The organism is Jiangella gansuensis DSM 44835, from assembly GCF_000515395.1.
GTDB lineage: Bacteria > Actinomycetota > Actinomycetes > Jiangellales > Jiangellaceae > Jiangella > Jiangella gansuensis.
Genome location: NZ_KI911782.1, coordinates 1,304,590 through 1,324,600, shown reverse-complemented (window position 1 = coordinate 1,324,600; position 20,011 = coordinate 1,304,590). Strand labels below are relative to the sequence as shown.

Here is a 20,011-nt window from a genome sequence, read left to right as displayed (position 1 = left end):
CGTGTCGGGAACGCGAACACGCCAGGCACCACGCCGTACCGGGCAGCGTCCACCGTGTCGCGTCCCTTGACCGGCCGTCAACTGGACATGCGATCCACTGCGGAACTTCAAGATTTCGGTGCGCGCACCTCGACGGTACCGATCGTCGGGTTCACTTCGGCGAAATGGCAGGCCACCGGATGCCCGTTACCGCGGTCGACCAGCGCCGGCTCGTCGGTGGCGCAGATGTCCTGCGCCTTCCAGCACCGGGTGCGGAACCGGCAGCCGCTCGGCGGGTCGATCGGGCTGGGCACGTCGCCGGCCAGGATGATGCGCTCGCGCCGGCGCTCCTCACGCGGGTCGGCCGTCGGCGCGGCCGACAGCAACGCCTGGCTGTACGGATGCGCGGGCCGAGCGTAGATGTCCGCTTTGTCGCCGATCTCGACAATCTTGCCCAGGTACATGACCGCGACCCGGTCGGAGATGTGCCGCACCACCGACAGGTCATGCGCGATGAACAGGTAGGCCAGCCCCAGCTCGTCCTGCAGGTCCTCCAGCAGGTTGACGACACCGGCCTGTACCGAGACGTCGAGAGCGGAGACCGGCTCGTCGAGAACCAGCAGCTTGGGGTTCAGCGCCAGCGCCCGGGCGATGCCGACGCGCTGCCGCTGCCCGCCGGAGAACTCGTGCGGGTAGCGGTTGCCGTGCTCCGGGTTGAGGCCGACGATCTCCAGCAGCTCGGCGACGCGCGCGGGACCGCCGCCGCCGTTCCACCTGCCGTGCACCTTCAGGGGCTCGGCGATGATGTCGTTGACCGGCATCTTCGGGTTCAGCGACGCAAACGGGTCCTGGAAGACGATCTGCATCTCGCGGCGCAGCTCACGCAGCTGCTTCGTGGACAGCGTCGTCAGCTCCCGGCCCTCGAACCGGACCGACCCGCTGGTGGGCCGGTGCAGTTGCAGGATCGCCCGGCCGGTGGTGGACTTCCCGCAGCCGGACTCGCCCACGATGCCGAGCGTCTCGCCGGAATCCAGGTGCAGCGACACGCCGCTGACGGCGTGCACGTGGCCCACCAGGCGGCGCAGCAGCCCTTCGCTGCGCACCGGGAACTCCATGACCAGGTTCTCGACATCGAGCAGGTGGCCGCCGGGCCCGCCGCTCGACGCGGCGCCCTGGCGCTCGTCGGTGACCGTCATCGCGAGGCCTCACTCTCGGCACGGAAGAACGCCGTCGGGTCGTCGACCGCGGCCAGCTGGTCCCAGTGGTGGCAGGCGGCGAGATGGCCCATCGAGTCGGTGGCCAGCAGCGCCGGCTCCTCCTCGCGGCACACGTCGGTGGCCAATGGGCAACGCGGCGAGAACGGGCAGCCTCGCGGCAGGTTGATCAGCGAGGGCGGGGCGCCCTTGATCGGCCGCAGCCGGCCGTTGTCGCCCGACTCCAGCGTCGGGATGGACCCGAGCAGGCCGGCCGTGTAGGGCATCCGGGCGTTGTAGAACACGTCGTCGGTCTCGCCGAGCTCGACCGGGCGACCGGCGTACATGACCAGGACGCGGTGTGCCATGCCCGCGACCACCCCGAGGTCATGGGTGATCAGCACGATCGCCGCACCGACCGCGTCCTTGACCTCGACCAGTTTCTCCAGGATCTGCGCCTGGACCGTGACGTCGAGCGCCGTCGTCGGTTCGTCGGCGATGATGACGTCGGGGTTGTTGATGATCGCCATCGCGATCATGGCCCGCTGCCGCATGCCGCCGGAGAACTCGTGCGGATAGCTGCGCAGCCGGGTCTTCGGCTGCGGGATACCCACGAGGGCCAGCGCCTCCTCGGCGCGCGCCATCGCCTGCTTGCGCGGCATGAGCTCGTGCGACAGCACCGCCTCGGCCAGCTGGTCGCCGATCGTGTGCACCGGGTTCATGGCCGTCATCGGGTCCTGGAAGATCATCGCGATGCGCCGGCCGCGCAGACTCCGCTGAGCCGCCAGCGACATGCTCAACACGTCGTCGCCGCGGTAGCGGATGGAGCCGCGGATGCGCGCGCTCTTCGGCAGCAGCCCCAGGACCGCCATCGAGGACACCGACTTACCGGAGCCGGACTCCCCCACGATGCCGAGCACCTCGCCGACGTTCAGGCTGTACGAGACACCGCGGACGGCGTGCACGACACCGTCGTCGGTGGGGAAGTCGACATGCAGGTCCTCGACTCGCAGCAGCTCCTCAGTGCCGACCGCGGACACGCCGAGGTGGCCGACGTGGGCCCGCTCGTCCGAACGCTCTTGCTCGGTGCGGGCGGCCTTCGGCACGTCGAGCGGGTCGGAGCCGGCCGACCCCATGGACCGCGGGTCGCGGAACGGGTCGTCAGAAGTAGGCGTCGTCATGTCAGCTCCGCACCTTGTTCTGTCGAGGGTCGAACGCGTCGCGCAGGCCGTCGCCGATGAAGTTGACGGTCAAGGCGATCAGCACGATGAACGCGCCCGGCCAGAAGAACAGCCAGGGCCGGCTGCCGAAGGCGGACTGGTAGTCGCTGATGAGCCGGCCGAGCGAGGTGTCCGGGGGCTTCACGCCGAAGCCGAGATACGACAACGCGGTCTCGAGCAGCACCGCACTCGCGATGCTCAGCGTGGCGCTCACGATGATCACGCCGATGGTGTTGGGCAGGATGTGCTTGCGGATGATGCGCCACGCCGGTGTGCCGGCAGCACGCGCGGCCTCGATGAACTCCTTCTCCCGCAGGGACAGGAACTCGCCGCGCACGATACGTGCCAGCCCGGTCCAGGTGAACAGCGCGATGACCACGGCCAGCCAGAACGGCCCGGCGTTGCCGACCCGGTTGGCGATCACCGCGACGATGGCCAGCAGCGGCAGCACGATGATGATGTCGGTGAGCCGCATCAGGATGGTCTCGGTCCAGCCGCGGAAGAACCCGGCCGCGGCACCGATCACCACGGCGATCAGGGTGCCGAGCGCGCCGACGATGAACGCGATCATGATCGAGATCTGGGTGCCGCGCATGGTCAGCGCGAAGTAGTCGATGCCCTTGTTGTCCTGGCCGAACGGATGCTCACCGAGGTGTATGCCGTCGCCGCCGAGGAACGTGGGCACCACCGACAGGGTCGGCCGGCCGCCGTCGACGACTGAGGCAACGGTGGTGTAGTCGTGCTTCCACCAGCCCGGGATGGGGCCGATGCCGGTGGCACTGAACGACAACAGCAACACCAGCACGAACAGCACCAGCGAGATCATCGCGGCCCGGTGCCGGAAGAAGCGCCGTCGCACCAGCTGCGCCTGGGTGCGCGCGACGATGGTCATGCCCTGCGCGTCGGCGGCTGGTGCCGCCGCGCCGCCCGGTGTGGTCACGGGATCTCCTCCTCCGAGCGCGCTCACGACAGCCGGATCCGTGGGTCGAGGTAGGCGTACGCGATATCGGCCAGCATGTTGAACACGACAGCCGTTATGCCGGTGACCAGGAAGAACGCCATCGCCGGGTTGGGGTCGACGTTGCGGAGGGCCTGCACGAACATGAAGCCCATGCCCTGCCAGGCGAACACCGTCTCGGTGATGACTGCGCCGCCCATGAGACCGGCGACGTCGAAGGCCATCAGCGTGGTGATGGGGATCAGGCCGTTGCGGAACGCGTGCCGGACGATGACGGTCCGTTCGGTCAGCCCCTTCGAGCGGGCCGTGCGCACGTAGTCCTGGTTCATCACCTCGAGCATGCTGGCCCGGGTGTATCGGCTGTACGTGGCGATGGAGACGAGCATCAGCGCGATGGTCGGCAACATCAGGTGGGTGGCGGTGTCCAGCAGATTGCCCCAGGTCCCGCCGTCGTAGTTGGGCGTCCGGGAGCCGAACGTGGCCACCACCCGGCCGCCGACCGCCTCGTAGTAGTTGTCCCAGGCGCTGAGGACCTTGTCGATGAGCACGGTCACCGACATGATGAGCGCGACGCCGATGGACGTCTGGATCGCCTGTTTTCGCTGCAGGCCACCCAGCAGGTACCCGATGCCGCCGGCGATGGCGATCGCCAACAGCAACAGTCCGAACAGCGTCAGGTAGCCCGGGTCGCGCAGCACCGGGTCGAGCGCGAAGTACAGGACGATGCCGACCGCGGCGGTGGCCGATGCGGCGTAGAGGACGTGGCGGTAGCGGAACCCCGCCAGCAGTGCCGTCAGTCCGAGCGCGGAAGCCGCGCCGACGACGATGACGACGACCGGACCGAGGCCGGGGCTGGCGAACCACCCGGTGGCCGAGAGCACCAGCAGTGCACCGGCGGTGGCGGCGAAGGCGATACCGAACGACGTCCAGACCCGCCGGCGGTCCCCGCCGATGGCCGACGCCCAGATGAGCCCGCTGATGACGCCGACGACGGCCGCGGCGGGCAGCGACACCGTCGGGTCGGCCAGCCAGTCGTTCAGGTCGATCGCAACGTACTGCTTGAGCAGCACGGCGAACCAGAACAGCGGCAGCGAGACGAAGAAGAACGACGCCAGCGTGGTGGCGTAGTCGAGCCGGGAGTACTGCCGCAGCGCGGTGACGATGCCGATGATGACGCCGAGCAGCATGGCCGAGAACGTGGCCACGGTGATGAGCTGCAGCGTCGCGGTGACGGCGTTGCTGAGCAGGAACGTGACGTCCTGCCCCTGTACGGACTGGCCGAGGTCGCACTGCGCGGCGAACGGGACGAGGCACTTCGACGCGGCCCCGAGCCACTGCAGGTAGCGCAGCGGCACGGGAGTGTCGAGGTTGAGGCGGTCGGAGAGATCCGCCATGCGGTCCTCAGCGCCGGGCGAATTGTCCTCACGCAGCCGCGCCAGCGGGTCACCGGACAGCGCGACGAGGACATAGGCCAGGAAGGTACCGGCCAAGAGCACGCCCGCGGAGACGACCAACCTGCGCACGATGAAGGCGAGCACGTCGTACCTGCTCCTTTACGAAAGGTCGCTGCACACCGTACCCGACGCCGGCCGGTCGGGCCGCGGTCAGAGGTCCTGGGCAGCGGACGAGGGGCCGGCCGGGCGTTCTTCTCCTGCCGACCCCTCGTCTACCTCGAGGGTCATACGTTCCGGACGATCAGGACTGTGCCGGAACCCACTCGTCCATGTTGAACGTCACACCGGTCTGGGCGGCGTTGACCTCGACGCCCTCGATGCCCGCGGCGACTGCCACGACGTTCGCATTGGTGTACAGCGGGATGCTGAACACGTCGTTCCAGAGCTCCGTCTCCATCTCGACGAGCAGTTCGCGCGCGGCCTCCCGGTCGGCACTGCTGACGACCTGGTCCCAGAGCTCGTCGACCCGCGGGTTCGAGTAGCCGTACGGGTTCTGGTCGCCGTCGCTGACGTACAGGGACTGACCGGAGGCGATGTTGCCGGAGCCTGCCCAGCCGAACATGACCGCGTCGTAGGAGCCGACGTCGGCGGTGATGCGCTGACCCCAGTCCGGCGGGGTGAAGTCGACGACGTTGAAGCCGGCCTGGTCGCAGGCGTCCTTCGTCAGCGCGGCGAGGTCGTTGCGGACCGGGTCGTCGGCGTGCATCAGGACGACCTCCAGCGGCTGCGTGACGCCGGCCTGGGTCAGCAGCTCCTGCGCGCCGGCGATGTCCTGCTCGCCGTACATGTCGGCCGGGAAGGCAGCTTCACGGGCGGCCTCGTAGTCCTCGTCGACCGGGAAGAACTCACGCAGGTCCTGCACGACCGCGTCCGGGTTGGCCGGACGGACCAGGTTCTCGACGATGAGCTCCCGAGGCACGCACTTGGCGAACGCCTGCCGGACCTCCAGCTGCTCGAAAGGCCGGCCCGGGCCCATCTGGAAGTCGATGTGGCTCCAGGTCAGGTTGCCGCCTGTGATCAGTTCGATCTGGTCACCCATGCTCTCGAGCTGGGACATCGTGTCCACGGTCGGGTTGCTCGGGTTGATGACGTCGACCTCGCCGTTCTGCAGCGCGGCGACCTGCTGGGCGCCGTCCAGGACACGCAGCACGATGGTCTCGGTGGGCGGCGGCGGGCCGTAGAAGTCGGGGTTGGCCGTCAGGGTGATCGACTGACCGGCCACCCAATCGGTGAGCAGGTACGGCCCCGACGACGGGATCAGCGTCGGGTCCGGCAGTTCGCCGGGGTTGAACTGCCAGCCGTTGTTCCAGAACTCGGCGACCGGCGTGAGCGCCGCGATGTCGTCGTTCTGGATGGCCGTGATGAGTTCTTCCTCGGTGAGCCCGCCCTGCTGCGCCGCTATGTGCGCGGGGTTCGAACCGCCCTGGAAGATCAGCTCCCAGTCGATGTACGGCTGGGAGTAGACCGCGGTGAACTCCTTGTCACCGGCGGCGCACTCCGGCTTCTCGATCAGCTCGTAGCCGTTGTTCGAGGCGGAGTTGAAGATGTTCTCGCCCGCGGCGTCCACCATGGTGCCGGACAACGCAGCCCACTCGAGCAGGATGTCGTCGCAGTCGATCGGCGTGCCGTCGGACCAGACGGCCTCGTCGTTGATCGTGTACTCGACGGTGAGCGGGTCCTCGCTCACCAGCTCGTACGTCCCGAAGTCCTCTTCGCGCACCACGCTGCCGTCGGCACCGTAGGACCAGAAGTCCAGCTTGATGCCGTTGTTGATCAGCGTGTTCCACGTACCGTTGCCGGTGGCGGTGTCGTCGTTGTAGGCCGTGTAGTCCTCGTTGACGGCGACGGTGATGGTGCTACCGGGAATGGTGCCTTCGGACTGCGCCGGCTCTTCGGACTCGGAACGGTTGGCCCCGGGCTCCTCGCCGTCGTCGTCGCTGCCACACGCGGCCAGCGTGAGCGCGCCGGCGGCGAGGACAGCGAAGAACGCCGTACCCCTGCGCTTGGTGGTCAAGGTCTGACTCCTAGTGTGTCGGATCGCAAGGATCGCAGAATGAATGTGGCTAAGACCATCACCGCTACTTGCGAAGACACAAGGTCGGCACGCTTGCTGTTACTGACCTGAAACCCAATTCCGGCCGCAGGCTACGGAATCACAACGGATCGGACACGAACCTCCCCGGAAATCCTTCGGTTCAAAGGCGCTCGGGCAGGACGACTAGCGACCTGTGGAATATCAGCCCGGTCAACGCGATGCCCACCGCACCAACGAGCAACGGCAAGCGCAGATCCACTCGGCCCAGCAACCCGCCGGCCAGCGTCCCGAGCGGCATCAGACCCCAGCCGAGCGAGCGCCAGGCGCCGTGCACCGGCCCAGCAGCCGACCCGGCACGAGTTCCTGCCGCAGCGTGACCACCACGACGTTCCACGCCGCCACTCCCGCGCCCACCAGCAGGAAGCCCAGCGCGGCGACGGCGACGTGCGGCGCCAGCCCGCACAGCGCGTAGCTCGACGCGGTGAGGGCGACCGAGCCGATGAGCATGCGGCGTCGGCGTCGGCGTCGGCGTCGGCGTCGGCGAGCACGCTGGCGGAGCGGGCCGCCGACACCGGCAGCGGAAGCCGGAGCGGAATTACATAACAAGATCGTTCAGAAAATCCTAGAGCTTGGTCGTGTGAAGTAGGTCGCATCGCCCGCAACCCCTGGATTCGGTGGGCGAGCCGTGCCAGGCTGCGCCCTATCGCGACCGCCGACGCTCGCGGGAGGCAGCACATGGGAGTACCCGAGAGCCGGGCCGCAGTGGCCGAGGCCCTGTCCGCCCTGGAAACCGCGGTGGAGACGCTGCGCCGGTACTACGGCGACACCCTGGGGGTGCGCCGGCTGGTCAGCGATGTGGCCAGGCTCGGTGACGACCTCGCCGAGCTCGGCGACCCCCTGCCCGGACACCGGCCGGAGCCGGTCCGCCAGCTGGAGATCGTCCCCGACGAGCCGTACGACCCGAGCATGTGGGCGGGCGCGGAAGACGAGGGGCTCGGAGCCCCGGACCGGCGGGCGCCGTGACCGTCGTCCGCTCCTCCCGCGCCAGACCCGTCCGGACCGTGCACGTCCGGTCGGTGCCTGCCAGCACGTCGCCCCCGTAGCCGCGATCCACCGCCGCATCGGGGTACGCCCCAGAACACACACGTCCGCCCCGTCCAGTCCTGCCGAAAGAGCGCATAGATGGCCGCCCCCACGGGAACCCAATCTCCGACCCGGGCCCGCATCGCCGCACGCACCCTGCGCACCGATCGCTGGTGGGTCTACCCCACCGTGACCGCGCTGGTGCTGCTCGCCTTCGTCGCCTATGCGACGTTCCGGGCCTTCTCCGGCGATCACTACTTCGCCGAGCCGTACCTGACGCCGTTCTACTCGCCGTGCATCACCACCGAATGCGTGGAGGGCTCGGCTCACCTGGGCACCTGGGTGGGCGACTGGTGGCCGCTCTCGCCGGCGGTGCTGATCCTCGTCATCCCGCTGAGCCTGCGGCTGACCTGCTATTACTACCGCAAGGCGTACTACCGCTCGTTCTGGATGTCGCCCCCGGCCTGCGCCGTGGCCGAGCCGCACCGCGGCTACACCGGTGAGACCCGGTTGCCGCTGATCCTGCAGAACGTCCACCGGTACGCGCTCTACATCGCGTTGGCGTACAACGTGCTGCTGACCTACGACGCGGTGATGAGCTTCAAATCGCCGGAGGGCGAGTGGGGCCACATGGGCTTGGGATCACTCATCCTGGTCGTCAACGCGGTGTTGCTCGCGCTCTACAGCCTGTCGTGCCACTCGTGCCGGCACATCATCGGCGGGCGGTTGCGCAACTTCTCCAAGCATCCGGTGCGCTATCGCGCCTGGGGCATGGTGTCGGTGCTCAACGGCCGGCACGCCCAGATCGCGTGGGCGTCGCTGCTGTGGGTGGCGTTCACCGACTTCTACATCTGGATGGTCGCCTCCGGCACCTGGTCCGACCCGCGGTTCTTCTGAGGAGCATGAGCACCACCATGACTGAGATCGAACGTCACAGCTTCGACGTCCTCGTCGTCGGCGCCGGCGGTGCGGGGCTGCGTGCGGCCATCGCCGCCCACGACGCCGGAGCCAAGGTCGGCATCGTCTGCAAGTCGCTGCTCGGCAAGGCGCACACCGTCATGGCCGAGGGCGGCATCGCCGCGGCCATGGCCAACGTGTGGCAGGAGGACAACTGGAAGGTGCACTTCCGCGACACCATGCGTGGCGGGAAGATGCTCAACCACTGGCGCATGGCTCAACTGCACGCGCAGGAGGCACCCGACCGCGTCCGCGAGCTCGAGGAATGGGGCGCGCTGTTCGACCGCACGCCCGACGGCCTCATCTCGCAGCGCGACTTCGGCGGCCACCGCTACGCCCGGCTGGCACACGTCGGCGACCGCACCGGCCTCGAGCTCATCCGCACGCTGCAGCAGCGCGCCGTGGCCCTCGGCATCGAGGTGTTCATGGAGTGCACCGTCACCGAGCTGTTCAAGGAGGATGGACGGATCTCCGGCGCGTTCGGCTACTGGCGCGAGTCCGGCCGGTTCATCCTGTTCGAGGCGCCGTCGGTCGTGCTGGCCACGGGCGGCATCGGCAAGTCGTACAAGGTGACGTCGAACTCGTGGGAGTACACCGGCGACGGCCACGCGCTCGCTCTGCAGGCCGGCGCCAGCCTGGTGAACATGGAGTTCGTGCAGTTCCACCCGACCGGCATGGTGTGGCCGCCGTCGGTGAAGGGGATCCTGGTCACCGAGTCGGTCCGCGGCGACGGCGGCGTGCTGCGCAACAGCGAGGGCCGCCGGTTCATGTTCGACTACATCCCCGAGTTCTTCAAGGCCGAGACGGCGGACTCCGAGGAGGAGGCCGACCGCTGGTACGAGGACAAGACGAACAACCGCCGGCCGCCGGAACTGCTGCCCCGTGACGAGGTGGCGCGGGCCATCAACTCCGAGGTCAAGGCCGGTCGCGGGTCACCGCACGGCGGTGTCTTCCTCGACATCGCGTCGCGCCGCTCCCAGGAGTACATCCAGCGTCGGCTGCCGTCGATGTACCACCAGTTCAAGGAACTGGCCGACGTCGACATCACCGCCGAGCCGATGGAGGTCGGGCCCACCTGCCATTACGTCATGGGCGGCGTGGCGGTCGACCCGGACACGGGTGAGTCGTCCGTGCCGGGCCTCTATGCGGCCGGCGAGGTGGCCGGCGGCATGCACGGCGCGAACCGCCTGGGCGGCAACTCGCTGTCCGATCTGTTGGTGTTCGGCCGGCGCACCGGCCTCAACGCCGCCTACGCCGCGGCCCGGCGGAGCTCTCGCCCGTCCATCAGCGACGACGACGTCCGCGCGGCGTCCGAGGCGGCGCTGGCGCCATTCGGCGTCGAGGGCGGCGAGAACCCGTATGCCGTGCAGCAGGACCTGCAGGAGGTCATGCACAACCTCGTCGGCATCATCCGCCGCTCGGACGAGATGGAGCAGGCGCTGAGTGAGCTGACGAAGTTCAAAGAGCGCATCGGGCGGCTCAGCGTCGAGGGCCACCGCCAGTACAACCCCGGCTGGCACCTGGCCCTCGACCTGCACAACATGCTGCGGGTGTCCGAGTGCATCGCCCGTGCCGCGCTCGAACGGACCGAGAGCCGCGGCGGGCACACTCGCGACGACTTCCCGGCCACCGACGACACCTGGGGATCCATCAACCTGCACTGCCGGCTGACCCCCGAGGACGCAGCCGGTGACGGTTTCCGGGTCACAGTCACCAGGGAGCCGCTGCCGCAGATGCCCGACGACCTGCGCGAGCTGTTCGGCTGAGCGCAGCGGAACGACAACCACGCATGACCGCCGAGGAGGCGTGAATGGGATACGACCTGGACATGAAGGTCTGGCGCGGCGACGCCAGCGGCGGTGAGCTGGTCGATTTCACCGTCGAGGTCGAGGAAGGCGAGGTGGTCCTCGACGCCCTCCACCGCATCCAGGCGACGCAGGCCGGCGACCTCGCGGTGCGGTGGAACTGCAAGGCCGGCAAGTGCGGCTCGTGCAGCACGGAGATCAACGGCAAGCCGCGGTTGGCCTGCATGACCCGCCTCTCGACGTTCGAGCAGGGCGAGACGGTGACGGTGACGCCGCTGCGGACGTTCCCGGTGGTGCGCGACCTCGTCACGGACGTGTCGTACAACTACAAGGTCGCCGAGACGGTGCCGCCCTTCGCGCCGGAGCCGCGGCCCGCTGACGGCGCCTACCGCATGCAGCAGGTGGACGTGGAGCGCGGCCAGGAGTTCCGCAAGTGCATCGAGTGTTTCCTGTGCCAGACGGTGTGCCACGTCATCCGCGACCACGAGGAGAACAAACCGGCGTTTTCCGGTCCCCGGTTCTTCCTGCGCTACGCCGAGCTGGACATGCACCCGCTGGACACCAACGACCGTCGTGAGCTGGCCCGCGAGCAGGCCGGTATCGGCCTGTGCAACATCACGAAGTGCTGCACCGAGGTCTGCCCCGAGGGCATCAAGATCACCGACAACGCGATCATCCCGATGAAGGAGCGCGTGGTAGACCGGTCCTACGACCCGATCACCTGGCTGGGCCGCAAGATCTTCCGCCGCGACCAGCTCCCCGAGGCCCAGGTCCCCCGCGCACCTGGAGATTGATCAGGTGCGGCATGCACGATCGGAGGCTCACCCCCATGGCTCTACTTGACGACGACGGCGTCCGGCTGGCGCTGGCCGGGCTGCCGCACTGGTCCGGCGACACGTCGTCCATCAGCCGCACGGTCCATGCGCCGGACTTCATGACCGGCATCCGGATCGTCGACGACGTCGCGGCTGCGGCGGAGGCGGCGGATCACCACCCGGACATCGACATCCGCTGGCGTGATGTCACGTTCACGCTGGCCACGCACTCCGAGGGCGGCGTCACCGGGAAGGACATCGAGCTGGCCGGCACCATCGACGAGATCGTGACCCGCAACCACGCGGCGTGATCGACAGGGCGTTCGCACCCCTGTGGGGGTAGCTCCTGCCTGTCGATCACGAGCGGTCAGCCGTCGCCGTCGGCGATCAGTACCTTCACGCCGGCCGCTTCCAGCGCCCGGGACAGATCCTGTGACGGCGCGGAGTCGGTGACGAGGTAATCGGCCCGGCCCAGCTCGGCGACCTGGGCGAACAGCCGCCGGTCGAACTTGGAACGGTCGGCCAGGACCGCCACCCGGGAGGCGCGGTCCATCATCTCCGCCATCATGGCGGCCTCGGAGAAGTTGCTGGTGGTGTAGCCGCTCTCGCCGTCCACAGCGCCGACGGCGATCAGCGCGAGGTCGCACTGGATCTGGACGTCGTCGCGGGCGGACATGCGCTGGAAGCTGACCGGCCCGACGGTGGCCTGCGATACGTGGCGCACCTGTCCCCCGAACACGTAGAGGTCCCGGTAGGCGTCGGGGGAGATCTCGGCCGGGATGCGCAGGCTGTTGGTGGCGACGGTGAGTTCGCGATGTTCGCGCAGGTGCCGGACCAGCGCGAGCGTGGTGGTACCGCCGTTGACCACGATGGCGGCGCCGTCGGTGACCAGGCTGGCAGCCAGGGCGCCGATCTTCTCCTTGGCCGAGGTCTGCATCCGTAGGCGGATGTCAAGCCCGGTCTCGGGCCGGGGGACGGCGGAAGGGCTGACGGCGCCGCCGTGGGTGCGGATGAGCACACCTTCGGAGTCGAGCTGGTCGAGGTCGCGCCGGATGGTGTCCGGCGAGACGTCGAAGCGCTCGGCGAGCTGGGCGACGGTGACCTGCCCGAGCTCGGTCACGTACGCCGCCAGCGCGGCCTTGCGCCCGGCGGGTAGTCGGCGGGGCTGACCGTTCGCGTCATTCCCTGCGGTTGTCTGCGCGGCCATGCGAGTTTTCTAGCACATAACCGCACCGAGTGGGTGACCACGGCGGTGAGGAACGGTGCGATCCCGCGTCAGCGACGCGGATGAGGTCAGCCAGCCACGGACAAACCCGCGTGATCACGCATCATGCCGCAGGTACTGGCAGCCGCCCTTCGGGGCGGCGGGCGAGCGCATTCCTAGCCATGCCGGTATCGGTTCGGCCCGAATCTCAACATCATCGCAGGTAGAGAACCCCTCGCGCGCCCGCCCGATTCAGCGGGCCGCCGACGCGTGCGCGGCCCGTCCACACCTTGACGCGCCCCGAACCGGGGACTACAGTCCCCACACCAAGCAGAAAGTTGCAGTAAGTCGCACTATCTCGCATACAGAGCTCGAAGGAGAGTGACGAGATGAGCAACGGCGCCATCGCGAGACGGCGGGCACTCGCCGTCCTCGGTGCATCGGCCCTCGCGCTGACCGCGGCGTGTGGCGGCGGCTCCGGGGACGATGCGGCGAGCGGTGAGGTGACCCTCGAGTTCAGCCAGTGGTGGGAGCCCGAGCTGCCCGAAGGCTCGCTGCGCGCCCTCATGGACGAGTTCGAGGAGCAGAATCCCGGCATCACCGTCGAACTGATCAGCGGCCCGTACGCGTCGACGAAGGAGCAGGTCGTGGCCGGCGCCGCCGCCGGCACCATGTCCGACGTCGTCGGCCTCGACGGAGCCTGGGTCAGCGACTTCGTCAACCAGGGGTCCATCGCGAGCCTGAGCGACCTGATGGACGAGGCCGGCTTCGACGACAGCGTCCTGGCCTCGCAGGTCGAGCTCGAGGGCTCCACCTACATGCTCCCGGTCGTCAACTTCGTCTACCCGCTCTTCACCAACGACGACCTGCTCGCCCAGGCCGGCATCACCGCACCGCCCACCAACCGCACCGAGTTCGCCGCGGCCGCGACCGCGCTGAGCGGCCTGGGTGACAACGTGAGCGGCTGGGCGCTCCCGCTGTCGCTGGAGACACCGAACGGCATCCAGAACGACGTCATGTCCTGGGTGTGGGCCTCCGGTGGCAGCATGCTCGCCGACGGCCAGCCCGACCTCACCAATGACGAGGTCACGAGCGCCGCGGAGTACGTCAAGAGCCTGTGGGACGACGGCGCCATCGCGCCGGGCGCTTTCACGATGAAGGAACAGGACAAGGTCGAGGAGTTCACGAACGGCCGGGTCGGCATGGCGATCAGCTCGCTCGCGCACGTGAACACGATCCGTGAGGCAAACCCGGACCTGAACTTCAGCATCTCCGCCATCCCCGCCGAGGACTCCTACACCGACGCGCGCGGCATCCCCTACGCGTCCTGGGGCATCGGCGTGGCCGAGAACAGCGAGCACAAGGCCGAGGCCTGGAAGCTGGTCGAGTTCCTCTTCGGGGAGGACGTCAACGCCGAGCTCTCGACACTCGCCAACGCGTTCCCGGGCAACACGTCGTCGGTGCCGGACTTCGTGGAGGGCGACGAACTGTTCTCCGCCGCCTTCGAGATCTACCAGAGCGGCTACCCGGCCAACGAGTTCACCGGGCTGCCGGTTGCCGAGGAACTGATGCGCATGTTCGGCGAGGAGTTCCAGCGTGCACTCGACGGCGACCAGTCCGTCGACGACGCGCTGCAAACTGCCCAGGACCGCTGGCTCGAAGAGTTCTGACGCCACGCAGGCACGGCGGGCGCCGGGTCCGTGACCACGCACCGGACCCGGCGCCTGGCCGACACCCCAGGAGACGGTTTCCTTGTCCCAGCTGACGACGCGAAGACCACCCACTGACGACGGGCCGGCCGAAACTCGCCGTCCCGCCGCCCGCCGCGGCCGGTTCCGGCGCCTGCTGACGCCCTACCTGTACCTGTTGCCGACCGCCGTGTTGCTGGTCGTGCTCATGGTCGTGCCGATCGTGATGGTCATCGGCTACTCGCTGATGGACAACGTCATAACGAACCAGAACCCGCAGTCGGTCGGGCTGTCGAACTACGTCGACGTCATCACCGACCCGGTGTTCCACACCGCGGTGCGCAACACCCTGTACTTCACCTGCGTGAGCGTGCTGGCGCACCTGATCCTGGGGTTGGCCTTCGCACTGTTGCTGAACAGCGCGTTCGTGGGACGGCGCACCAGGGCGCTGTTCCGCGCGGTCTACGTGCTGCCCTGGCTGTTCACCATCGCCGTCGTGGCCGTGCTGTGGCGGCTGATCATGAACCCGAACGGCGTCCTCAACTATCTGCTCGACGTCACCGGCTTCATCGATTCCAACGTCGAGTGGCTGGCCAACCCGGACACGGCGCTGCACGCGGTCACGTTCATCAACATCTGGTGCGGCTATCCGTTCTTCATGATCAGCATCCTGGCCGGATTGCAGGGCATCCCGAAGGATCTCTACGAGGCGGCCAGGGTCGACGGCGCGAACGCGGTCAAGCAGTTCTGGAACGTCACGATCCCCCAACTGAAACCCATCATCATCAGCATGGCCCTGCTGGACTTCATCTGGACGACGCAACAGTTCGCACTCATCTGGATGACCACCGGCGGCGGGCCGATCAACGTCACGGAAATGCTCAGCACGTTCACGTACAAGTTGGCTTTCAGCCGGTACGAGTTCTCGATGGCGTCCACCAGCGCCGTCGTGATCCTCGTCCTGTCGATGATCCTGGCCTTCTTCTACGTCCGGCATCAGAGAGCGCGGGATTGACATGGACCTGCCCAATGTGCGCCACCGCGGCCTGAAGCGGACCGGGGTCATCGCCGCTCTCGTCGTCGGCGCGATGTTCGCCGGCCTGCCGGTCCTCTGGATGGCACTGAGCTCGTTCAAGTCCAACAGCGAGATCTTCGAGTACCCGCCGCGCCTGCTCACCGACAACTTCTCGCTGGACGCCTACACGACCATCCTGACCGATCCGACCAAGCTGCGGTTCTTCCTGAACAGTTACGTCATCGGCCTGTCGGTGGCAGCGTTGACGCTTGTGGTGGCGATCTTCGCCGCGTACGCGTTCAGCCGGTACGACTTCCCGCTCAAGCGGGTGCTCAACGTGGTCGTCATCAGCGTGCAGGCGGTGCCGCCGATCACCCTGCTGATCCCGTACTTCGGCCTCATGGTCACGCTCGGGCTGTACAACACCTATCCGGGTCTCATCCTCACCTACATGGTGTTCACACTGCCCTACGCGATCATCATGATGACGGGGTACTTCAACACGCTGCCGAGGGAACTGGACGAGGCGGTCAAGGTCGACGGCGCCGGCCCGCTCACGGCTCTGTGGCGCATTCTCGTACCCATTTCGGTGCCGGGGCTGGTATCGGTGGGCCTCTACACCTTCATGATCGCGTGGAACGAATTCCTGTTCGCGCTGACGCTGACCCGCACCGAGAACATGCGCACCGTCCCCATCGGCATTCAGCTGCTCATGGGACAGCACTCGTACGAATGGAACGAGATGATGGCCATGAGCGTGCTGGGGTGCATCCCGATCCTGATTCTCTTCCTGTTCTTCCAGCGTTTCTTCATCGGAGGGATGAGTGCTGGTGCCGTAAAGATCTGAGCCTTTTTCGACGACCGCCCTCATACCCCCCAGGAACAAGGAGACCAAGACATGCTGGTGAACGGCCGAGAGCTGCTGTCCGTGGCGCACGAGAACAATTTCGCCGTGCCGGCGTTCAACATCAGCGACTACGCCATGTTGAACGGCGTCGTCGAGATCAGCGAGGAGAAGGACGCTCCGCTGATCATCGCGATCCACCCGGACGAGCTACGCCACACCGGCGTCGACATCATGGAGTCGATCATCGCACGCTCGCACCGTGCCTCGGTGCCGGTCGCGGTCCACTTCGACCACGGCGCGACGTTCGAGCAGATCCTGCTGGCCATCCAGACCGGGTTCACCTCGGTGATGATCGACGGCTCGATGCTGCCGTTCGCCGAGAACGTCGCCATCACCAGGAAGGTCGTCGAAGCCGCGCACGCTGTGGGCGTCTCCGTCGAGGGCGAGCTCGGCACGATCGGCCGTACCGACGACGAAGCCGAGGACGGTGCGGCCTCCATCATCTACACCGAACCGGACGACGCGGTGACCTTCGTCGCGGACACCGGCGTCGACTCGCTGGCCATCGCCATCGGCACCAGCCACGGCATCTACCCGGCGCACATGAAGCCGGAGCTGAAGCTCGATCTGTTGCAGCGGATCACGGCGAAGGTCAGCCTGCCGCTGGTGCTGCACGGCGGCTCCGGCAACCCCGACGACGAGATCGGCCAGTCGGTGAAGCTGGGCATCAACAAGATCAACATCTCGTCCGACATCAAGGTGGCCTACCACCAGAAGATGCGCGAGGTCCTGGCGGATACCTCCCTGCGGGAGCCGAACTCGATTCAGCCGCCGTGTATCGAGGCCATGAAGGTCGTCGCGGCGCACAAGATCGACCTGTTCGACGCCGCCGGCAAAGCGTCGCTCTACTAGGATCCCGCCGATGAACGAACGGGTGGTGCTGGGCCTGGGCGGGACCGTCGACTACGAGATCGCCTGGGACGGCCCCACCATCGAGCGGCTGGTGCTCGAGCACGACATCCGTGCTGGCGAGTTGTCGACATCGGTCCCGATCGACAGCGAGCGGTCGCTGCTGATCACGTTGCTGGCCTTCGTTCGCGACGGTGTCGGCGGGGAGCGTTTCGTCGCGTCCTCCGACATCGTCACCGCGCTCGCGGACCGGTTCGACACCAGGGTCACCCTGGGCGGCACGTGTGTGCGGGCCGCGCTGGCGATGGCCACCATCGGCGTCGGCAGCACGGTGCACCTGGTGAGCATCGACGACCACGTGCGCCGGCTGCTGCCGCCGGACATCTCCTACCTGTGCAGCGCCGCGAAGGACTCCCTCGACCCGCACCTGATCGTGCAGTTCCCGGCCGGTGCCCGCGTCCGGGCGAACGGCCTGGATCTGTGTGCTCCGCACTCGAACCGCCTGATCTACGTCCACGACCCGCCCAACCGCGACCTGCGCCTGCATTCCGGCCTGGGCGACGCGCTGGCCCGTGCCGACGCGTTCCTGATCTCGGGGCTCAACTCGATCCAGGACCCGGCGGTCCTGACCGAACGGCTACGGGAGCTGCGCGGATTCGCCGGCCGGCTACCGGCAGGGGCGCTGACGTTCTACGAGGACGCCGGGTACCACGTCCCGGAGATCGCCGCCGCCGCGCGCGACGGCGTCCTCGGCCTGGTCGACGTGTACTCGATGAACGAGGACGAGCTGCAGGAGCGGATCGGCCGGACCGTCGACCTGCTGGACCCGGCCCAGGTGGTCCGGGCGGCGAAGGAGCTGAGCGCCGCCGTGCCGGCGCCGGTGGTCGTCGTGCACACCAAGTACTGGTCCATCGCACTGGGGCCGGACGCCGGACGGTTCGAGGACGCGCTACGCGGCGGCATCGCGCTGGCCAGCGCGCGCTACCTAGCCGGCGACGACCTGACCGCGGCCGACTACCGGGCTGTCGCGCACCGGCCGCCGCACCCGGGCGGCGCCGCCGTCGTCGAGGCCGTGCACGCGGCGTTCGGTGCGTCCGCCCGCGGCGTACCGGCGTACGTCCTGGACACCGCGCACCCAACGAACATCGGCTTGGGCGACACGTTCGTGGGCGGCTTCCTCGCGGCGCTGACGACACCCGACGCGGCGCCGCACGCCGGCCCGGCGGTGCCGCGGGCCGAACCCGTCGTGCTGCCCGCCAACCAGCCGGCCGACCGGTTCTACCGTGGCGGCGAGCGCATCGCGCGGTTCCGCGGCAGTGCGCCCGGTGCCGGCCGGGAGCCGGAGGACTGGGTCGCGTCCACCACCGCGGTCTTCGGCCAGGGCGACGTCGGTCTGACCCGGCTGCCGGACGGAGACCTGCTGGCCGAGGCGGTCCGCCGCGATCCGCGGTGGTGGCTGGGTCCACGGCACGTCACGACCCGCGGCGCGGACACCGCGCTGCTGGTCAAGTTGCTCGACGCCGGCGAACGGTTGCCCGTGCACGTGCACCCGGACGTCCCGTTCGCGCACGAGCACCTGGGGCTCGGCCACGGGAAGACGGAGGCGTGGGTGATGCTCGAGCCCGCCGAGGTGCGGCTGGGCTGGAACCGCGACGTCGACGCCGCCGAGCTGGCCGGATGGGTGGAGCGCCAGGACGTCGACGCGATGCTGGCCGCGATGCACACGCTGCGGCTGGAGCGCGGTGACGCGGTGTTCGTGCCGGCCGGCCTGCCGCACGCGATCGGCGCCGGCGCGTTCCTGGTGGAGCTGCAGGAGCCGACCGACCTGTCGGTGCTGCTGGAGTGGGACGGCTTCGCCATCGACGGGCCCCGTGACGGTCACCTGGGCATCGGCTACCCGGCTGCGCTGGGCGCGGTCGAACGCGCCGGCCGCAGCCGCGCGGAGGTCGAGGCGCTGCGGACGGCGCGCGACTCCACCGTCGGTGACCTGATCCCGGCCGCTTCGGAGTTCTTCCGGGTCGAACGTCGGCGCGGCGAGGTGTCCTGGGCGGCGGGCTTCGCCGTCCTCGTCGTCGTCGCCGGGAGCGCGGAGCTGGTGACCGGCAGCGGAGCGCGGCTGCCGGTCACCCCCGGGCAGTCGGTGCTGCTGCCGTACGCCGCCGGGGCGTGCTCCCTGGAGCGGGCGGCCGGCCTGGAGGTGCTGTTGTGCCGCCCGCCGGTATGACGGTCAGCGGTGTCGCAGGACGGTGACGGCGAAGTCGGCGTCGTCGTGCCAGGCGCGCAGGTCCCAGGTCGCGAACCGGTGCTCCACCCGCAGGCCGGCGTCGTCGACGTACCGGTCGAAGTCGGCCAGCGACAGGTGCCGGTTCACGTGGAAGCCGACGAGGATCGGGCCGTCCGGTCGCACGTGACCGGACACCCGGCGCAGCACCTCGGTCTCGGTCCCGGGCGCCAGGAAGACCATGACGTTGCCGGCCAGTAGGGCGGCGTCGAACTGTTCGCCCAGGTCCAGCTCGGCCAGGTCGGCGACGACGAACCGCGGGCCTGGGTGGTCGTGTGCGGCCGCCGCGATCAGCTCCGGGTCCGCATCGACGCCGACGACGGTGTGCCCGCGCTCGTGCAGTACCGCCGATGTCCTACCGGTGCCGCAGCCCGCGTCGAGCACCCGGGAGGCGGGCGCCACCATCGCGTCGACGAGCCGCGCCTCGCCGCCGAGGTCGGCGCCCTCGGCGGCCATGGTGCGGAAGCGGTCGATGTACCACTGGGAGTGGCCGGGCTTCGTGTCGGTCACCCAGCGTGTCGGTTTCGCTGCCACACGCCCACTCTACGGACGGCACCATGTGTCCTCC

At 68.6% G+C, this 20,011-nt stretch carries 18 protein-coding genes; 10 read left to right on the top strand and 8 right to left on the bottom strand.

Features of this window, described 5'->3' with window-relative positions; translation table 11 throughout:
- Nucleotides 1–107: 107 nt before the first annotated feature.
- The 6 genes from JIAGA_RS27960 to JIAGA_RS0106505 all read right to left on the bottom strand — a co-directional run bounded on the left by JIAGA_RS27960 (nt 108) and on the right by JIAGA_RS0106505 (nt 7,346).
- Nucleotides 108–1,175, bottom strand: coding sequence for an ABC transporter ATP-binding protein (locus JIAGA_RS27960; protein WP_051425790.1), 1,068 nt, complete (start codon nt 1,173–1,175; stop codon nt 108–110).
- A complete protein-coding gene (locus JIAGA_RS0106530; RefSeq protein WP_026875050.1) occupies nt 1,172–2,353 on the bottom strand; it encodes an ABC transporter ATP-binding protein in 1,182 nt (393 codons plus the stop codon). The genes JIAGA_RS27960 and JIAGA_RS0106530 overlap by 4 nt, the downstream gene beginning before the upstream one ends.
- Nucleotide 2,354: 1 nt before the next feature.
- Entirely contained in the window at nt 2,355–3,284 is a 930-nt protein-coding gene (locus JIAGA_RS27955; RefSeq protein WP_084470218.1) for an ABC transporter permease subunit, read from the bottom strand.
- Between the two features lie 71 nt (nt 3,285–3,355).
- Complete coding sequence (locus JIAGA_RS0106520; protein WP_026875049.1) at nt 3,356–4,888, bottom strand: ABC transporter permease subunit; 1,533 nt, start codon at nt 4,886–4,888, stop codon at nt 3,356–3,358.
- Between the two features lie 157 nt (nt 4,889–5,045).
- Nucleotides 5,046–6,818: an ABC transporter family substrate-binding protein gene (locus tag JIAGA_RS0106515; protein ID WP_026875048.1), complete on the bottom strand. Its 1,773-nt coding sequence runs from the start codon at nt 6,816–6,818 to the stop codon at nt 5,046–5,048.
- Between the two features lie 318 nt (nt 6,819–7,136).
- Complete coding sequence (locus tag JIAGA_RS0106505) at nt 7,137–7,346, bottom strand: hypothetical protein (RefSeq protein WP_026875047.1); 210 nt, start codon at nt 7,344–7,346, stop codon at nt 7,137–7,139.
- A 228-nt stretch (nt 7,347–7,574) separates the two neighbouring features.
- Between JIAGA_RS0106505 and JIAGA_RS0106500 the strand changes: the two genes are divergently transcribed.
- The 5 genes from JIAGA_RS0106500 (at nt 7,575) to JIAGA_RS0106480 (ending at nt 11,810) form a co-directional block, all read left to right on the top strand.
- Complete coding sequence (locus tag JIAGA_RS0106500; RefSeq protein WP_026875046.1) at nt 7,575–7,862, top strand: hypothetical protein; 288 nt, start codon at nt 7,575–7,577, stop codon at nt 7,860–7,862.
- A gap of 159 nt (nt 7,863–8,021) precedes the next feature.
- Entirely contained in the window at nt 8,022–8,819 is a 798-nt protein-coding gene (locus tag JIAGA_RS0106495) for a hypothetical protein (RefSeq protein WP_026875045.1), read from the top strand.
- Nucleotides 8,820–8,836: 17 nt separating this feature from the next.
- Nucleotides 8,837–10,645, top strand: coding sequence for a fumarate reductase/succinate dehydrogenase flavoprotein subunit (locus tag JIAGA_RS0106490; RefSeq protein WP_026875044.1), 1,809 nt, complete (start codon nt 8,837–8,839; stop codon nt 10,643–10,645).
- Nucleotides 10,646–10,689: 44 nt separating this feature from the next.
- Nucleotides 10,690–11,478 (top strand): succinate dehydrogenase/fumarate reductase iron-sulfur subunit, encoded by a 789-nt coding sequence (locus JIAGA_RS0106485; protein WP_026875043.1) that lies wholly within the window; start codon nt 10,690–10,692, stop codon nt 11,476–11,478.
- Nucleotides 11,479–11,513: 35 nt separating this feature from the next.
- The gene (locus tag JIAGA_RS0106480) at nt 11,514–11,810 is read left to right on the top strand and encodes a 4a-hydroxytetrahydrobiopterin dehydratase (RefSeq protein ID WP_026875042.1); all 297 of its coding nucleotides are present in this window, start codon (nt 11,514–11,516) and stop codon (nt 11,808–11,810) included.
- 56 nt (nt 11,811–11,866) lie between these two features.
- Here JIAGA_RS0106480 and JIAGA_RS0106475 read toward each other — a convergent pair whose 3' ends face one another.
- Complete coding sequence (locus JIAGA_RS0106475; RefSeq protein ID WP_026875041.1) at nt 11,867–12,706, bottom strand: DeoR/GlpR family DNA-binding transcription regulator; 840 nt, start codon at nt 12,704–12,706, stop codon at nt 11,867–11,869.
- 386 nt (nt 12,707–13,092) lie between these two features.
- Here JIAGA_RS0106475 and JIAGA_RS0106470 point away from each other — a divergent pair, with 386 nt between their 5' ends.
- The 5 genes from JIAGA_RS0106470 (at nt 13,093) to JIAGA_RS35195 (ending at nt 19,386) form a co-directional block, all read left to right on the top strand.
- Nucleotides 13,093–14,373 (top strand): ABC transporter substrate-binding protein, encoded by a 1,281-nt coding sequence (locus JIAGA_RS0106470; protein ID WP_026875040.1) that lies wholly within the window; start codon nt 13,093–13,095, stop codon nt 14,371–14,373.
- Between the two features lie 91 nt (nt 14,374–14,464).
- Entirely contained in the window at nt 14,465–15,406 is a 942-nt protein-coding gene (locus JIAGA_RS0106465) for a carbohydrate ABC transporter permease (protein ID WP_026875039.1), read from the top strand.
- Nucleotide 15,407: 1 nt separating this feature from the next.
- Nucleotides 15,408–16,253, top strand: coding sequence for a carbohydrate ABC transporter permease (locus JIAGA_RS0106460; RefSeq protein WP_035812176.1), 846 nt, complete (start codon nt 15,408–15,410; stop codon nt 16,251–16,253).
- Nucleotides 16,254–16,304: 51 nt separating this feature from the next.
- Complete coding sequence (locus JIAGA_RS0106455; protein WP_026875037.1) at nt 16,305–17,165, top strand: ketose-bisphosphate aldolase; 861 nt, start codon at nt 16,305–16,307, stop codon at nt 17,163–17,165.
- A gap of 10 nt (nt 17,166–17,175) precedes the next feature.
- Nucleotides 17,176–19,386 carry an ADP-dependent glucokinase/phosphofructokinase gene (locus JIAGA_RS35195; RefSeq protein ID WP_211239539.1) on the top strand — a complete coding sequence of 737 codons (2,211 nt, stop codon included), beginning with the start codon at nt 17,176–17,178 and terminating at the stop codon, nt 19,384–19,386.
- Between the two features lie 3 nt (nt 19,387–19,389).
- Here JIAGA_RS35195 and JIAGA_RS0106440 read toward each other — a convergent pair whose 3' ends face one another.
- Nucleotides 19,390–19,977, bottom strand: a complete 588-nt coding sequence (locus JIAGA_RS0106440; RefSeq protein ID WP_026875036.1) for a class I SAM-dependent methyltransferase — start codon at nt 19,975–19,977, stop codon at nt 19,390–19,392.
- Nucleotides 19,978–20,011: the final 34 nt, after the last annotated feature.

Bases quoted from the DNA above. Each gene is read 5' to 3' on its own strand.
- JIAGA_RS0106455 (WP_026875037.1), top strand. From the start codon at position 16,305: ATGCTGGTGAACGGCCGAGAGCTGCTGTCCGTGGCGCACGAGAACAAT.
- JIAGA_RS35195 (WP_211239539.1), top strand. From the start codon at position 17,176: ATGAACGAACGGGTGGTGCTGGGCCTGGGCGGGACCGTCGACTACGAG.
- JIAGA_RS27960 (WP_051425790.1), bottom strand. From the start codon at position 1,175: ATGACGGTCACCGACGAGCGCCAGGGCGCCGCGTCGAGCGGCGGGCCC.
- JIAGA_RS0106530 (WP_026875050.1), bottom strand. From the start codon at position 2,353: ATGACGACGCCTACTTCTGACGACCCGTTCCGCGACCCGCGGTCCATG.
- JIAGA_RS0106490 (WP_026875044.1), top strand. From the start codon at position 8,837: ATGACTGAGATCGAACGTCACAGCTTCGACGTCCTCGTCGTCGGCGCC.
- JIAGA_RS0106500 (WP_026875046.1), top strand. From the start codon at position 7,575: ATGGGAGTACCCGAGAGCCGGGCCGCAGTGGCCGAGGCCCTGTCCGCC.
- JIAGA_RS0106470 (WP_026875040.1), top strand. From the start codon at position 13,093: ATGAGCAACGGCGCCATCGCGAGACGGCGGGCACTCGCCGTCCTCGGT.
- JIAGA_RS0106460 (WP_035812176.1), top strand. From the start codon at position 15,408: ATGGACCTGCCCAATGTGCGCCACCGCGGCCTGAAGCGGACCGGGGTC.
- JIAGA_RS0106485 (WP_026875043.1), top strand. From the start codon at position 10,690: ATGGGATACGACCTGGACATGAAGGTCTGGCGCGGCGACGCCAGCGGC.
- JIAGA_RS27955 (WP_084470218.1), bottom strand. From the start codon at position 3,284: ATGACCATCGTCGCGCGCACCCAGGCGCAGCTGGTGCGACGGCGCTTC.
- JIAGA_RS0106480 (WP_026875042.1), top strand. From the start codon at position 11,514: ATGGCTCTACTTGACGACGACGGCGTCCGGCTGGCGCTGGCCGGGCTG.
- JIAGA_RS0106505 (WP_026875047.1), bottom strand. From the start codon at position 7,346: ATGCTCATCGGCTCGGTCGCCCTCACCGCGTCGAGCTACGCGCTGTGC.
- JIAGA_RS0106495 (WP_026875045.1), top strand. From the start codon at position 8,022: ATGGCCGCCCCCACGGGAACCCAATCTCCGACCCGGGCCCGCATCGCC.
- JIAGA_RS0106475 (WP_026875041.1), bottom strand. From the start codon at position 12,706: ATGGCCGCGCAGACAACCGCAGGGAATGACGCGAACGGTCAGCCCCGC.